At 64.1% G+C, this 13,460-nt stretch carries 14 protein-coding genes; 7 read left to right on the top strand and 7 right to left on the bottom strand.

What is annotated here, in order from left to right:
• Positions 1 to 52: 52 nt before the first annotated feature.
• The 4 genes from CRO48_RS25390 to CRO48_RS25375 are packed head-to-tail and all read right to left on the bottom strand — an operon-like array spanning position 53 to position 4,365.
• A complete protein-coding gene (locus tag CRO48_RS25390) occupies positions 53 to 1,657 on the bottom strand; it encodes a 5-guanidino-2-oxopentanoate decarboxylase (protein ID WP_097142565.1) in 1,605 nt (534 codons plus the stop codon).
• On the bottom strand, positions 1,654 to 2,844 hold the full coding sequence (locus CRO48_RS25385; protein WP_097142564.1) for a pyridoxal phosphate-dependent aminotransferase: 1,191 nt from the start codon (positions 2,842 to 2,844) through the stop codon (positions 1,654 to 1,656). Before CRO48_RS25385 ends, CRO48_RS25390 begins: the two co-directional genes overlap by 4 nt.
• 16 nt (positions 2,845 to 2,860) lie before the next feature.
• Complete coding sequence (locus CRO48_RS25380) at positions 2,861 to 3,490, bottom strand: TetR family transcriptional regulator C-terminal domain-containing protein (protein ID WP_097142563.1); 630 nt, start codon at positions 3,488 to 3,490, stop codon at positions 2,861 to 2,863.
• Positions 3,487 to 4,365, bottom strand: a complete 879-nt coding sequence (locus CRO48_RS25375; RefSeq protein WP_097142562.1) for a dimethylarginine dimethylaminohydrolase family protein — start codon at positions 4,363 to 4,365, stop codon at positions 3,487 to 3,489. The genes CRO48_RS25380 and CRO48_RS25375 overlap by 4 nt, the downstream gene beginning before the upstream one ends.
• A gap of 240 nt (positions 4,366 to 4,605) precedes the next feature.
• Here CRO48_RS25375 and CRO48_RS25370 point away from each other — a divergent pair, with 240 nt between their 5' ends.
• The 7 genes from CRO48_RS25370 to CRO48_RS25335 all read left to right on the top strand — a co-directional run bounded on the left by CRO48_RS25370 (position 4,606) and on the right by CRO48_RS25335 (position 10,561).
• Positions 4,606 to 5,379 (top strand): ABC transporter ATP-binding protein, encoded by a 774-nt coding sequence (locus tag CRO48_RS25370; protein ID WP_097142561.1) that lies wholly within the window; start codon positions 4,606 to 4,608, stop codon positions 5,377 to 5,379.
• Positions 5,380 to 5,410: 31 nt separating this feature from the next.
• Positions 5,411 to 6,193, top strand: a complete 783-nt coding sequence (locus tag CRO48_RS25365) for a transporter substrate-binding domain-containing protein (protein WP_097142560.1) — start codon at positions 5,411 to 5,413, stop codon at positions 6,191 to 6,193.
• Positions 6,194 to 6,257: 64 nt separating this feature from the next.
• The gene (locus CRO48_RS25360) at positions 6,258 to 6,989 is read left to right on the top strand and encodes an ABC transporter permease (RefSeq protein ID WP_097142559.1); all 732 of its coding nucleotides are present in this window, start codon (positions 6,258 to 6,260) and stop codon (positions 6,987 to 6,989) included.
• Complete coding sequence (locus tag CRO48_RS25355) at positions 6,986 to 7,810, top strand: ABC transporter permease (RefSeq protein WP_097142558.1); 825 nt, start codon at positions 6,986 to 6,988, stop codon at positions 7,808 to 7,810. The genes CRO48_RS25360 and CRO48_RS25355 overlap by 4 nt, the downstream gene beginning before the upstream one ends.
• Position 7,811: 1 nt before the next feature.
• Complete coding sequence (locus CRO48_RS25350; protein WP_097142557.1) at positions 7,812 to 8,981, top strand: M20 aminoacylase family protein; 1,170 nt, start codon at positions 7,812 to 7,814, stop codon at positions 8,979 to 8,981.
• A 108-nt stretch (positions 8,982 to 9,089) separates the two neighbouring features.
• A complete protein-coding gene (locus CRO48_RS25345; RefSeq protein WP_141402123.1) occupies positions 9,090 to 9,377 on the top strand; it encodes a hypothetical protein in 288 nt (95 codons plus the stop codon).
• Positions 9,378 to 10,264: 887 nt separating this feature from the next.
• Positions 10,265 to 10,561, top strand: coding sequence for a chorismate mutase family protein (locus tag CRO48_RS25335; RefSeq protein WP_097142593.1), 297 nt, complete (start codon positions 10,265 to 10,267; stop codon positions 10,559 to 10,561).
• Positions 10,562 to 10,580: 19 nt separating this feature from the next.
• Here the strand turns inward: CRO48_RS25335 and galE are convergent, their stop codons facing one another.
• From galE to mscL, 3 genes are all read right to left on the bottom strand, one after another.
• Entirely contained in the window at positions 10,581 to 11,573 is a 993-nt protein-coding gene (galE, locus tag CRO48_RS25330; RefSeq protein ID WP_097142554.1) for a UDP-glucose 4-epimerase GalE, read from the bottom strand.
• A 71-nt stretch (positions 11,574 to 11,644) separates the two neighbouring features.
• The gene (locus tag CRO48_RS25325; RefSeq protein ID WP_097142553.1) at positions 11,645 to 12,811 is read right to left on the bottom strand and encodes a pyridoxal phosphate-dependent aminotransferase; all 1,167 of its coding nucleotides are present in this window, start codon (positions 12,809 to 12,811) and stop codon (positions 11,645 to 11,647) included.
• Positions 12,812 to 12,957: 146 nt separating this feature from the next.
• Positions 12,958 to 13,389, bottom strand: coding sequence for a large conductance mechanosensitive channel protein MscL (gene mscL / locus CRO48_RS25320; RefSeq protein WP_097142552.1), 432 nt, complete (start codon positions 13,387 to 13,389; stop codon positions 12,958 to 12,960).
• Between the last annotated feature and the right edge of the window lie 71 nt (positions 13,390 to 13,460).

Raw genomic sequence — 13,460 nt, 5'->3', positions numbered from 1 at the left:
CATTTTGCGTATGTCGTTATCACAAAACCCAGAACAGTCCTGTGCTCGCTCCTCAGGCGGTAGCTCCCCTCGTCCGTGTCTGATGGATCTCGATCAGGCTGGGGCCGTTGCGGGCGCCGGCGGCCTTCAGCGCCGCCCCGAGATCGGCCACATCGGCAAGGCGCGTCCCCGGGACACCGTAGGCCCTCGCAATATCGAGAAAGTCCGGCGCCGACGGCTTCACGCCCTCGGGCTCGATCCCCGATTCGACCATGTAGTTCTCGATCTCCTGGTAGCCGTCATTGTTCCAGACGAGGAAGATCACCTTTGCGCCCGCATCCACGGCCGACCCGACCTCGGCCAGCGAAAACTGGAAGCCACCGTCGCCGGTGAGACAGACGACCGGGCGACCGGGGGCGCCAATCGCCGCACCGATCGCGGCCGGTGGACCATAGCCGAGAGCGCCGAAGCCCGTCGCAGCATTGAACCAGGTCTGGGGGCGGTCCACGTCGAGGTAGAGATTGCCGGCATAGACGGCTTGCGTGGAATCACCCACCACGATCGCATCCGGCAAGGCCTTGTAGATCATGCCGATGACGCCGATCTCGGTGCGGATCTTCGGCGTCTGTTCCTCCCAGGCGGCGTCACGCGTTAATCGCGCCCGCTCGGCACCGCCGCTGCTGCGGGCGGCGACCAAGGGGAGCAGGCCATCGACTGCGGCTTCGACGGTGGAAAGCACGGGCAGTTCGGCGTGGGGCTCGCGGGAGAGCTGCAGGGCATCGATATCGACCCGCACGAAGGACGGCAGCGCCGGGAACGCGCCGTCGACGTACATGTCGTAGTCGGTCTGGCCCATCTCCGTACCAAGGCCGATGACGAGGTCGGCATCGGCAATCAGCGCACGCGTTGCCTTGAGGCTCGGGCTTGCCGGAACGCGCAAAGGATGGTTTGCGAGCATGCCGCGGGCATTGGTGGTCAGCACGACGGGCGCGTCGAGCCTTTCCGCCAGCGCCGTGACCGACGGGTCGGCGGAGGCTGCGCCGCCGCCGCACATCAGCACGATGCGCTTTGCGCGATCGCACAGCGATGCAACCGCCTCGAGCGTCCCCCTGTCGGCGCTCGGGCGCGCCGGACGCGTCGGCTTGAGCGGCACGTCGCCGGCCGGAAGCGGCATGACGTCCGTCGGGATCTCGATATGCACCGGCCCGGGGCGTGCCGAGCCCATGATCGAGAAGGCGCGCGCGATGACGGATGGAAGATCGGCGGGTTCGACCAGCGTGTGCGAATAGAGCGCAAAGCTCTTCATCATCGCCGCCTGGTCCGGCAGCTCGTGCAGAAGACCACGTCCGTGCCCGAGGGAGTTCCTGCGGTTGACACCGGAAATGACCAGCATCGGCACGGAATCCTGGCGCGCCTGCGCCATGGCCGTGATCGTATTGGTCAGGCCAGGCCCGGTGATCACCAGTGCTACGCCGGGCTTGCCGGTCACGCGTGCATAGCCATCCGCCATGAAGCCGGCACCCTGCTCGTGGCGCGGCGTGATGTGACGGATCTTCGAGCCGGCAAGGCCGCGATAGAGCTCGACGGTGTGAACGCCGGGAATGCCGAAGACCACCTCGACGCCATTGGCCTCAAGGAGGTCCACCATCGCCTCCCCGACCGTCTTAATCCTCGTCATGCGCGCTTTTCCTTCCTGAAACCCGAGCGGGCGGCCAGCGCGGAAATCCGCCGGCAGGCCTCGTCGATCCTTTCGTCCGGAACGGTCAGGCTGATGCGGATGAAGTCGCCAGCCCCCTCGCCGAACGACGATCCCGGCATCACGGCGACCTGTTCCTCGTCGAGCAGCGCCCAGGCGAACGCCTCGCCGTCCATGCCCGTTCCGGCGACATCGACGACGATGAACATGCCGGCTTCCGGCGACAGCGGCGTCAGACCCGGAGCCTCGCCCAGGGCTGTGACGATGCGGTCGGCACGGCGCTTGTAGGCTGTGCGCATCTTCGCAGAGGTATCGATCGGGTTGGTCAGGGCGTATGCCGTCATGTCCGCGATGAAAGGCTGCACGCCGAAAAGCATCGTCTCGGAGACGGAAAGGAGGCGGTTGGCAAAGTCTGCCGGGCCGACCGCCCAGCCGCTTCTGAACCCCGGGGCGGCATGCGACTTCGAGATGGACGAGCAGACGATTGTCCGCTCCGCCAGCTCCGGATCGTCGAATGGCGAGGCGAAGGAGCCTGAAAAGACCAGCTCCTCGTAGACCTCGTCGCAGACGATCCAGAGATCGTGCCTGCGGCACACTTCGCCGATCGCGGCGATCTCGCCTGCCGTCAGCACGGCGCCGGTGGGATTGTGCGGGGTGTTGAGCAGCAGCACGCGGCATTGCGGCGTCACCGCCCGCTCAAGGTCGTCCGGCTGCATGTGAAAGCCGTTTTCCGCGCGCAACGGCACGGTGACCTGATCGGCGCCGGTGGCCCGGATGACGCCTTCATAGGTCGCGTAGAGCGGGTCGCCCACCAGGACGGCATCGCCTTTTTCCACAAGCCCGAGCATGACGGCGAAGAGCGCCGTCTGCGTTCCGGGGAAGCACAGGACGTTGTCGCTCGTGATATCCGCGCGGCGCTTGGAATATTTCTCGACCAGCGCCTTCACCACCGGCGGTTCGCCGCGGCCGTTGGAGTAGCGGTAGCGGCCGGCATGCATGGCGCGCGTGGCTTCGGCGAGCAGGGCATCGTCCGGCGGCAGGTCGGGCTCGCCGATGGTCAGCTCGATAATGGGCTCGCCCTTCTCCTTGCGGCGACGCGCCTCGATGTGGATCGCCCACTTTTCGGAACCGAGGCTTGCAAGCCTTTCCGTGATGGATGCGTAGCGCATCGCCATTCTCCCAATCCTATTGCGTTGTCGCCGGAGCCCCGATCGGCAGGCCGATCAGCGCCTCGATCGAAGTCAGAGCGATGGAAACCAGCTCGCGTTCCTCGAACAGCTCCCCGGCGAGGCATCCTTCCAGCCACAGGCCGTCGAGCAGGCCGTTGATGGCGATCGCCAGGGCGCGGCAGCGCGCGGGATCAGCCTCCTGCCCCTTGGACTCCAGGAAATCCGCCAGCAGGCTTTCCAGCGCGTTGCGGAACCCGAGATAGCCCTCGCGGTGAATTGCTGCGAGCTGCGGATCGACGCTGACGCGGCTGATGAACGATGCCCAGAGCGAGAGACTTCGGCTGTTTGCCACCGGCTCGGTGAGGTTTATGACGATGAACGAGCGCAGCCGCTCCTCCGGATCGCCCGTCACCCGCTCCGCCTTTTCCGTCAGCCGCCCGATCACGACCCGGTAGGCTTCCTGCAGGATGTGTTCCTTGGAGGCGAAATAATGCCGGATGAGCCCGGCGGTGACCCCTGCCTTGATGGCGATCTGGCGCACCGTCGCACCCTGCAGCCCGCTCTCGGCAATGCAGTCCAGCGTCGCCTCGATCAGGTCATGGCGGCGCTCGCCTTCAGGCGCACGGTGGAAGGTGCGCCGGCTCATGCCGCGCGCCGCAGGACCGGGCGGGTCAGGCAGGTCGGGCCGCCTTCGCAGGCGATGCAGAGCGCATCTGCCTCGAAGGTCTCCACCACGCAGCCGGCCTCTTCCATCGCCGCCTTGGTCTTCGGGAAGCCGGCGACCATGATCACTTCGTTCGGCCGCGTCGGCAGCACGTTCAGCGACAGGCCGTTGCTGGAATGGAACTCGTCAGCTGGCGCCTCGATCAGGCGAATGCCGCGCTTCTTCAACAGTTGGTAGAACGCGGCGGGCAGAAGCGGTGCGTACACGAGCGCGAGGTCACCCGCCAGCGGGCTCATCACGCTCATCAGGTGGAGGCAGGCCTCTTCGCCCTGCCAGAGCGGCAGATCGTAGGCGAGCACGGCGATCCCGTGAGGGGCAAGCATCCGCGTCAGTTGATCGATGCCCTCCTGGTTGGTGCGCACGCCGCGGCCGACAACCAGCGTCTTTGCGTCCAGCCAGATGCAGTCGCCGCCCTCGACGGTACCCGGGGCCTCGATCCGCCCGAGAATCGGGATCTGGCGCTCGGCATAGGCCTTCTCGTGCAATTCGGTCTCGTCCACACGCAACGGCTTGCCCATGCGCAGCAGGATGGCGCCGTGGTCGGACATCAGCGAGGGATCGTGCGTGAACATCGCGTCCGCCAGCCCGTCGCCATTGTCCTCCAGCCAGATGATCTCGGTTCCCGAGCGCTCCACCAGCCGCGCGAATTCGGCATACTGGCGCACGGCTTTCTGGCCGTCGAAGGTCGGCCCGTAGTGCCACTTTGCAGGGTCCGCCGCCGCCAGGCTCGGTCCCGGCCGACGCATCATGACACGCAGCAGCGGCGCCGACATCTCCTGGGAACCGAAAGCGGACATTTCATACTCCTTTGTTTCGAAACAGTTTTCCGGCGGGACCGGGCAAAAAGCCGGCGGCGATGTTATTATACGCTTGAACAACTACGCCACAAGTGCAACGATGGTGTCAATGGAAGGATGCGACGGACACGAAGATGGACGCGCAAACGCAGACCGGCGCAAAGCCGGCTGCGCAAAAAGAACAGGGGAACATGGCATGTGCCACAAATATGTCTGCCGTGCGTCGGAGATGCCCATCCGATGACGGTTCGCGCCGAGGCTATCGCAGTCGACAATCTGCACAAGCGCTTCGGGCCGCTGGAGGTCCTAAAAGGGGTTTCCCTTACTGCACATGAAGGCGACGTCATCGCCATCATCGGCGGTTCCGGTTCCGGCAAATCCACCTTTCTCCGCTGCATCAACATGCTTGAGCTGCCGAGCGCAGGGACGGTGACGATCCATGGCGAGACGATCGCCATGAAGAAGGACGGTCACGGCGGGCTGATGCCGTCGGACCGAAGCCAGGTGCAGCGCATCCGCTCCCGGCTCGGCATGGTGTTCCAGAACTTCAATCTCTGGCAGCACATGACGATCCTGCAGAATGTGATCGAGGCCCCCGTACATGTGCTCGGGGTCCCGAAGGCCGAGGCCGTGGAACGGGCGGAAGCGCTACTCCGCCGCGTCGGGCTCCACGAAAAGCGCGATGCCTACCCGGCTTTCCTCTCCGGCGGTCAGCAGCAGCGCGCGGCGATCGCGCGCGCGCTCGCAGTACAGCCGCACGTCATGCTCTTCGACGAACCGACGTCCGCGCTCGACCCCGAGCTCGTCGGCGAGGTGCTGGCGGTCATCGGCGATCTCGCCAAGGAGAAGCGCACGATGATCCTCGTCACTCACGAGATGAAGTTCGCCCGCAACGTCGCAAACCACATCGTCTTTCTCGCCAACGGCGTGATCGAGGAACAGGGGACGCCGGAAGCGATATTCGGCGCCCCGAAATCGGAGCGTTTGAAGAAGTTCATCAGCTCCATCCACTGAAGAATACCAAAACCAACAGAGGGAAAATCGCATGAAGACCGCATTGAAGACGATCGCACTTGCCGCCGTCATCGGCCTTGCCGGCATTTCCGGCGCGATGGCGGAGCAACTCAAGGTAGGATTCGCCGCCGAGCCCTATCCGCCGTTCGCAGCCCCCGACGCATCGGGCAACTGGGAAGGCTGGGAAGTGGACTTCATGAAGGCGCTCTGTGCCGAAGCCAAGCTCGACTGCGTTCTCACCCCGGTCGCTTGGGACGGCATCATTCCGGCGCTCACCACCAAGAAGATCGACATGATCATCGGCTCGATGTCGATCACCGCCGAGCGACTGAAGACGATCGATTTCTCCGACAAGTACTACAACACCCCGACCGGCATCATCGGGCCGAAGGACGAGGACTTCGACGCCACCCCTGAAAAGCTGGCCGGCAAGACCATCGGCGTGCAGGTCGCGACCATTCACCAGGCCTATGCCAACAAGTACTTCGGCGAGGCCGGTGCGACGATCAAGGAATACCAGACCCAGGACGAGGCCAACAACGACCTCGCCGCCGGCCGCCTCGACGCGGTGCAGGCAGACGCCATCGCGCTTGGCGCCTTCCTGGATTCAGACCAGGGCAAGGATTGCTGCGAACTGAAGGGCAACGTGAAGGACGATCCCGACATTCTCGGCGCCGGCGTCGGCGTCGGATTGCGCCAGGGCGAGACCGAACTGAAGGAAAAGATCAACGCGGCGATCAAGGCGATCCGCGCCAACGGCACCTATGACGAGTTCTCGAAGAAGTACTTCGACTTCGACATCTACGGCGGCTGATTAAGGCTGAGCCGGGCTGGCGGCAATACCGCCGGCCCTTCCTCATCTTAGAAAAGAAGCATCCATGGCTGCCGATCCTGCTTCCCTGATCAACTGGAGCCTGCTGGCGCTCGAACCTCCCGGCTGGGGCGGCGTGCTGCTGGCCGGATTGATGAATTCGATCAAGATCGCGGTCGGCGGCTATTCGCTCGGGCTGATCCTCGGCACCGGCGGCGCCTTCGGCAAGCTCTACGGCGGACCCGTGCTGAAGGACCTGCTCGAGGTCTACACGACGCTTGTGCGCGCGGTGCCCGAACTCGTGCTGATCCTGCTGCTCTACTATGCAGGCACGGACCTCCTGAACCAGCTGATGGCGGCGATCGGCTACGGCCCCGTCGACATCAGCGGCCTTGCCGCCGGCATCTTCGTCATCGGTATCGTCCAGGGCGCCTATTCGACAGAGGTGCTGCGCGGGGCGATCAAGGCCGTTCCGGCCGGGCAGATCGAGGCTGCGCGCGCCTTCGGCATGTCGTCTGGCCAGATCATGCGTCGGGTGACCATGCCGGCCATGCTGCCGCATGCCATTCCCGGTCTTTCCAATCTCTGGCTGATCTCGACGAAGGATACGGCCCTTCTCGCCGTCGTCGGCTTCAGCGAACTGACGCTGGTGACGCGGCAGGCCGCCGGCAGCACCAAGGCCTATCTCCTCTTCTTCTGCGCCGCAGGTGCGCTCTACCTGGCGCTGACGCTGGTATCGAACGTCATCATCCGGCTGATCGAAGCGCGCGCGCGGCGCGGCATGGCGGCGCCGGCATGACGAGCGAGGACAACACCATAGGCGCGATGGCGCTGACCGAGCTGCCCGACCGCAAGGGCTTTCTCAAGCCTCACCGCATCATCCTGATGGCGATCGCCGCCGTGCTGGTCTTCTGCGCCGCCTGGTTCATGCGCTGGGACTGGTTGCCGGAATACGGCTGGCGGCTGGCGCAGGGCGTCGGGGTCACCCTCCTGATGCTGGTCAGCACCTGCATCCTCGGCTTCCTCTTCGCCGTGCCGCTCGGGCTGGTACAGGTGACAGGCCCATGGCCGCTGAAAATGCTGGCGCGGGGTTTCTGCACGGTCATCCGCGGTACACCGCTGCTGCTGCAGCTCTGGCTGCTCTACTACGGCCTTGGCTCGCTCTTCCCGCAGTTCCCGGCAATCCGCCAGTCGTTTCTCTGGCCCTATCTGCGCGAGGCCTGGCCCTATGGCGTCGCCGCACTGACCATGTCGTTTGCCGCCTATGAGGGCGAGGTGATGAGAGGCGCCTTTGCCGGCGTGCCGGCGGGCGAGCTTGAAGCCGGCCGCGCCTATGGGATGAGCCGCTGGAAGGTGTTTCGCCGCATCTGGCTGCCCCGCGCCATCCACCGGGCTCTGCCGACGCTGAACGGCGAGACGGTGCTGCAGCTCAAGGCGACGCCGCTCGTCGCGACGATCACCGTGATCGACGTCTATGCCGTCGTCTCCAAGATCCGTCAGATGACCTACCTGACCTACGAGCCGCTGCTTTTGCTGGCGCTCATCTATCTCTGCCTGACCGCCATTCTCGTCGTGGCGTTCCGCGCCCTCGAAAACAAGATCCCCACACGTGGTGCCTGACATGAACGTTCGCGCTTCCCTTACCAACGCCATTCCCGAACTGGTCGCCATCCGCCAAGACCTGCACGCCCATCCCGAACTGGGGCTGGAGGAAGTGCGCACATCAGACGTGATCGCCCGGCATCTGGAGGCCTACGGCTACAAGGTCAGTCGCGGCCTTGCCAGGACCGGGCTGGTCGCAACCCTTTCCCACGGCACGGGCCGCCGCTCCGTCGGGATCCGCGCCGATATCGATGCCCTGCCCATCCTTGAAGAGACGGGCCTTGCATATGCCAGCAAGACGCCCGGCCTCATGCACGCCTGCGGCCATGACGGACATACGGCAATGCTTCTCGGCGCCGCCCGCGCCATCGCGGAGCGGCGGAACTTCGACGGCACCGTCCACCTGATCTTCCAGCCGGCCGAGGAGAATTTCGGCGGCGCGAAGATCATGGTCGAGGAGGGCCTGTTCGACCGTTTCCCGTGCGACGCGGTTTTTGCGCTGCATAACGAGCCCGGGCTGCCCTTCGGCCAGTTCGCCTTTCGCGACGGCGCGATCATGGCCGCGGTGGACGAGGCGCGGATCACGCTCAACGGACGCGGCGGTCATGGCGCGGAGCCGCAGGAGACGGCCGATCCGATCGTGGCGGGGGCGTCGATCGTGATGGCATTGCAGACCGTCGTTTCGCGCAACATCCACCCGCTGGATCCGACCGTCGTCACCGTCGGTTCCTTCCACGCGGGTTCGGCCAGCAACATCATCCCGGAGCGGGCCGAGATCGTCGTCGGCATCCGCTCCTTCGATCCGGCCGTGCGGGACGAGCTGGAACGGCGCATACGCCTGATTGCCGAGCGCCAGGCGGAAAGCTACGAGATGACGGCCACGGTCGACTACCTCAGAAGCTACGACGCCACCATCAATCACAGCGCGGAGACGGATCTTCTGCGGGATATCGCCATTCGATTTGCCGGTCCGGAGAAGGTGGCGGACCTCCCACGCCCCTTCATGGGCAGCGAAGATTTCGCCTATATGCTGAAGGAACGCCCTGGCAGCTACTTCTTCCTCGGTGCGCGCGCATCCGAAAAGGACCGTCCGCTCCACCATCCGGGTTACAATTTCAACGACGACCTGCTGCCGATCGGGGCTGCTTTCTGGACCGAAGTGGTCGAGACCTATCTCAAGCCGGCCTGAACCGAATCAGCTGTCACCACGGCTCGGCACCGACTTAAACAAAATGTGACGATTTTTCGGCGGCGGCCACTTAACACGGGGCCACGATGCCCCATATGATCTTCTTGCATGCACGAGGATGTCCGATGTTCCCCGCAATCAGAGGACCTCAACATGAAGACATTCGTTGTATCGATCGCTGTCATGGCCTTTTCGGCCTTTAGTGCATTTGCAGCCACCACGACTTTCGACCGCGCACGGTTCGGTGACCCGATCATTGCGTCCAACGAAAGCATGATCGACCTCACCGTGACCGGTTCGGTCGATGAGCCAATTTGCAAATTCGGCGTCAAGACGGTTCGCCGTTGCGTCGATCCATCGGCCAAACCGATAGAAGAAGGCGTCCGCAAGGACTGACCCAAACATTTATGAGGCCCCCAGATGACCGCCCATGCGGCGGGCGGTCAGGCGGGTGGTGCTCCTGCGGCGCGAATGCCGATACCCCGACATCAGACCTTTTCAGAGCGACGGCTGGCTTTGTGCTTGAGGCCGCGAGGTCCGGCACGACGCGCTCGTCCGGCCAGAGCGTTGGACATTTATATTAGCGATACTTAAAATACGAAATGCGAGGCCTATATTCGCCAGAGGGGCGTGAGGGATCGAACGGACTGTCCGTCATATCCGAGGACCTCGACATGAAAAAATTCGCGCTATCGGCCGCCGTCCTGGCGCTTTCCGCCACGACCGCCGCCGCCATTCCGAGCAGCTTCGGCTTACCGCATTTCGTGCAGATTGACGACGGATGGCTTGGCGATGTCCGGTCCGATCGATCCGTGACGGGATCGATCGGACGGCACGCCTGCGATCAGCCGCACAGTGAATTGCGGTGTCCGGAATCCGAAGGCAGGGCCCTTCGCAATGCCATGCCCCGGAAGTGAGCAACGGACGAGCAAGGCGTTGCAGAACCGGCAGAGAAATGGCGCAACCCGTGACCGTTCGCGGGTCCCTTCGTCAGGGCCCCGCGGCGCCTCACCTAAGGTAAGCCAAGACCCGTCGCCGCAACTATTTAGTGCTTTTTAATTTAAGCCTCACTCAAGCTTCGTCATCTAGCTTGCACTTGGCCAGCATACGGGACCGCAGAAAGTTCAGGAACAGGACCGCACCCTCCCTGTCTTTTCGCGGTCCCGATGTGGCACAGCGCCGCCCGCGCGGCTTTGACCTTTTCTCTCCGCTTCTGCTTTGTTACAGCCACGGCGATGTCCGTGACGGCGGATGCAATGCAGGTCAGAGAAGCGGAGACGGGAATGCCCGATAAAGCAGCGGAATGCCAAACCATGGCGGATATCCGCGAAAACATCGACCGGATCGACAAGGAGCTGATGGCGCTGTTTGCCGAGCGCTGGACCTTCATCGGCCGCGCCGCCGAGATCAAGGTCGGCCTGGGACTGAAGGCTGACATTCCGGCACGCGTCGACGAAGTGCGCGCCAATGCCCGAGAGAACGCCAAGGCGCATGGCCTGGACGAAGACTTCTATGACGACCTGTGGGCCCGGCTCATCCGCCATTCGATCGCCCACGAAGCCGAGAAGCTCGGCGAGTAGCGACGAGCAGAGCAAGCCCTCACATCTGGTTGCGGCGGGCGAGATGCTCTTCCCAGTCGAGCGCCGTGCGCACGATGAAGGCCAGGTCGTCGTATTGCGGCTGCCAGTTCAATTCCTTCATGGCCACCGCGGGGTTGGCGACGATCGACACCGCGTCGCCAGGCCGGCGGCCGGCCACACGCACCGGGAAATCGACGCCGGAAACCTCCTTGACCCGATTCAATACCTCGAAAACCGAGAAGCCGCGGCCATAGCCGCAATTGGCGACGATCGAACCGCCGCCTGCACGCATGCGCTCCAGCGCCTTGAGATGGGCGTTGGCGAGGTCGGACACGTGAATGTAGTCGCGAACGCAGGTTCCGTCCGGCGTCGCATAGTCCGTGCCGTAAACGTCCATGCCATCCCGCTTGCCAAGCGCCGCCTCGGAGGCAACCTTGATCAGATGGGTGGCACCCTTTGTCGACTGGCCGGTGCGGCCCCGCGGGTCGGCGCCGGCGACGTTGAAATATCGCAGCGCCGTATAGGCGAAGTCATGCGCAAGTGCCGTGTCGCGCAGCATGATCTCCGTCATCAGCTTCGAGGAGCCGTAGGGCGATTCGGGCCGCAGGGGTTCGGTCTCGACGACCGGGTCGGCGGTCTGCGGGGTGCCGTAGACGGCAGCGGTGGAGGAGAAGACAAAATGCGGCACCTTCGCCTCGACTGCGGCCGCAATCAGCGCGCGCGACTTGACGGTGTTGTTCTCGTAATAGCTCAGCGGATCGGCGACGGATTCCGGAACGATGATGGAGCCAGCGAAGTGGATGATCGCATCGATCGCGTTCTCGGCGAAGATCTGCCGGAGCAGGTCACGATCGGCGATGTCGCCTTCGTAAAAGCGGGCTTCAGGCGCGATCGCCCAGCGAAAGCCGGTCGACAGCCGGTCGATGACCACGACCTCCTCGCCCGCATCGCAGAGCGCCCAGACCATATGGGAGCCGATATAGCCCGCTCCGCCCGTTACCAGTACCGCCATCCGATGTCCCCCGAATCTGTTCAAAGCCGGCGCATAAAAGCGTGCCCGAAGCAAAGAAGCAAATGTGGCGATCAGAGGGCGGCGATGTAGCGCGACAGGCGCTCGGCCGCTTCCGCCACCTGCCCCTTGTCGCGCAGGAAGCAGGCGCGCATGAACAGCGATCCACCTTCGCCGAACGCAGTGCCGGGCGCGAGGCCGACGCCGGTCTTGTCGACGATGTCGAGAGCGGCTCTGCGGGCATCCTGCACCCCGTCAATCTTCAGGAAGGCATAGATCGCACCGTCCGGCTTCAGCGTCTCCACCCTGTTGGTCGCAATCAGCGCGTCGCAGAGCAGATCTCGGGCGCGGGTCGCCTTGTCGATATTGGCGCGCACGAAGTCGTCGCCATCGTCGAGCGCCGCAATCGCGCCTTTTTGCATGAACTGCGCGACGCCGGACGTCGAGTACTGGACGAGATTTTCGATCACCTGCCCCATCTGCGGCGGCGCGACGATCCAGCCGACGCGCCAGCCCGTCATCGACCAGTTCTTGGAAAAGGAATTGACGAAGACGACACGGTCGCCGTCTTCCATCACGTCGAGGAAGGACGGCGCCCGACCGCCGGCATAGTGATAAAGCGCATAGATTTCGTCGGCGATGATCCACAGACCCTTCCGGCGCGCGAGCTCGATGATCGCCCGGAGATCGTCATGGGCTGCGGTCCAGCCGGTGGGGTTGGAAGGCGTGTTGACGAACAGCGCCCTGGTGCGCGGGGTGATCGCAGCTTCCACCCTTTCAAGGTCCAGCCGCCAGCGACCGTCGGCGAACTGCAGCGGTACGGCGCGCGGATGAGCGCCCGCAAGCGATGCGGCGGCGGCGAAATTCGGCCAGGCCGGCGACAGATAGACAATCTCGTCGCCGGGCGAGGATAGCGCCTGCACCGCGAGCTGGATCGCCTGCATGCCGGAACCGACCACATAGAAATGTTCCTGGGAGAGGCTGTGGCCGAACTGGCGTTCGTAATAGCGCGACAGGGCCTGGCGCAATTCGGGAATGCCGCGCTGCCAGGTGTAGAAAGTTTCGCCGGCCTTCAGCGCTGCCATCGCGGCGTCGGAGATGAAAGCGGGCGTGGGAAGATCGCCCTCCCCGACCCACAACGGGATGAGCCCATCGCGGCCGCGCGCATAGTTGACCAGTTCTACGATGCCGCTTTCGGGCGCCTGCAGCGCACGGGGGCTCACATTGCCGAGAATGTCCATCTTGTCTCCGTCGGGGAACGCCGCCAAACCAGCCCATATCTAGCGACAAATGGCAGCGGTTTCACGCCAGTTTATCTGACGCTCCGATCGATTTCGGTGATGAGAAATGGAGGCCCCGGCGAGCGGCACACCGGGGCCGTATCCGGTCAGACCGCGGGGCGGCTCTTCAAAAGGTCGCGGATCTCCGTCAGCAGCGCCACATCCGCCGGCGGGGGCGCGGCCTCGTCGGCCTTCTGCTTGTCGACGCTGGCGCGGACGCGGTTCACGCCCTTGACCATGAGGAAGATGATCCAGGCGAGGATGACGAAGTTGAGCGCGACGGTGATGAAGTTGCCGTAGGCGAAGACGGCCCCCTGCTCACGGGCGGCTGCAAGCGTGCTGGCGGTCACGTTCGACGAAAGCGGCAGGAAGTAGTTCGAGAAATCGAACCCGCCACCCGTCAGCGCGCCGACGACCGGCATCACCAGATCGTTGACGATCGAGTCGACAATCCTGCTGAAAGCGGCACCGATGATCACACCGACGGCAAGGTCCATGACGTTGCCTCGGGCGATGAACGCCTTGAATTCGTTGAGCATGCGCCTCTCCTGTTGCTGCGTGCGGTTCAAACTAGTTGAGTTTTTGTCCGGATGGAACCACTCAGGCGCGA

Source organism: Rhizobium subbaraonis (genome assembly GCF_900220975.1).
Classification (GTDB): Bacteria; Pseudomonadota; Alphaproteobacteria; order Rhizobiales; family Rhizobiaceae; genus Mycoplana; species Mycoplana subbaraonis.
This window is presented reverse-complemented; position numbering and strand designations above follow the sequence as displayed.

Bases quoted from the DNA above. Each gene is read 5' to 3' on its own strand.
- CRO48_RS25325 (WP_097142553.1), bottom strand. From the start codon at position 12,811: ATGGACATTCTCGGCAATGTGAGCCCCCGTGCGCTGCAGGCGCCCGAA.
- CRO48_RS25350 (WP_097142557.1), top strand. From the start codon at position 7,812: ATGAACGTTCGCGCTTCCCTTACCAACGCCATTCCCGAACTGGTCGCC.
- CRO48_RS25365 (WP_097142560.1), top strand. From the start codon at position 5,411: ATGAAGACCGCATTGAAGACGATCGCACTTGCCGCCGTCATCGGCCTT.
- CRO48_RS25345 (WP_141402123.1), top strand. From the start codon at position 9,090: ATGCACGAGGATGTCCGATGTTCCCCGCAATCAGAGGACCTCAACATG.
- CRO48_RS25370 (WP_097142561.1), top strand. From the start codon at position 4,606: ATGACGGTTCGCGCCGAGGCTATCGCAGTCGACAATCTGCACAAGCGC.
- CRO48_RS25355 (WP_097142558.1), top strand. From the start codon at position 6,986: ATGACGAGCGAGGACAACACCATAGGCGCGATGGCGCTGACCGAGCTG.
- CRO48_RS25335 (WP_097142593.1), top strand. From the start codon at position 10,265: ATGCCCGATAAAGCAGCGGAATGCCAAACCATGGCGGATATCCGCGAA.
- CRO48_RS25385 (WP_097142564.1), bottom strand. From the start codon at position 2,844: ATGCGCTACGCATCCATCACGGAAAGGCTTGCAAGCCTCGGTTCCGAA.
- CRO48_RS25360 (WP_097142559.1), top strand. From the start codon at position 6,258: ATGGCTGCCGATCCTGCTTCCCTGATCAACTGGAGCCTGCTGGCGCTC.
- galE (WP_097142554.1), bottom strand. From the start codon at position 11,573: ATGGCGGTACTGGTAACGGGCGGAGCGGGCTATATCGGCTCCCATATG.
- CRO48_RS25380 (WP_097142563.1), bottom strand. From the start codon at position 3,490: ATGAGCCGGCGCACCTTCCACCGTGCGCCTGAAGGCGAGCGCCGCCAT.
- CRO48_RS25375 (WP_097142562.1), bottom strand. From the start codon at position 4,365: ATGTCCGCTTTCGGTTCCCAGGAGATGTCGGCGCCGCTGCTGCGTGTC.
- mscL (WP_097142552.1), bottom strand. From the start codon at position 13,389: ATGCTCAACGAATTCAAGGCGTTCATCGCCCGAGGCAACGTCATGGAC.
- CRO48_RS25390 (WP_097142565.1), bottom strand. From the start codon at position 1,657: ATGACGAGGATTAAGACGGTCGGGGAGGCGATGGTGGACCTCCTTGAG.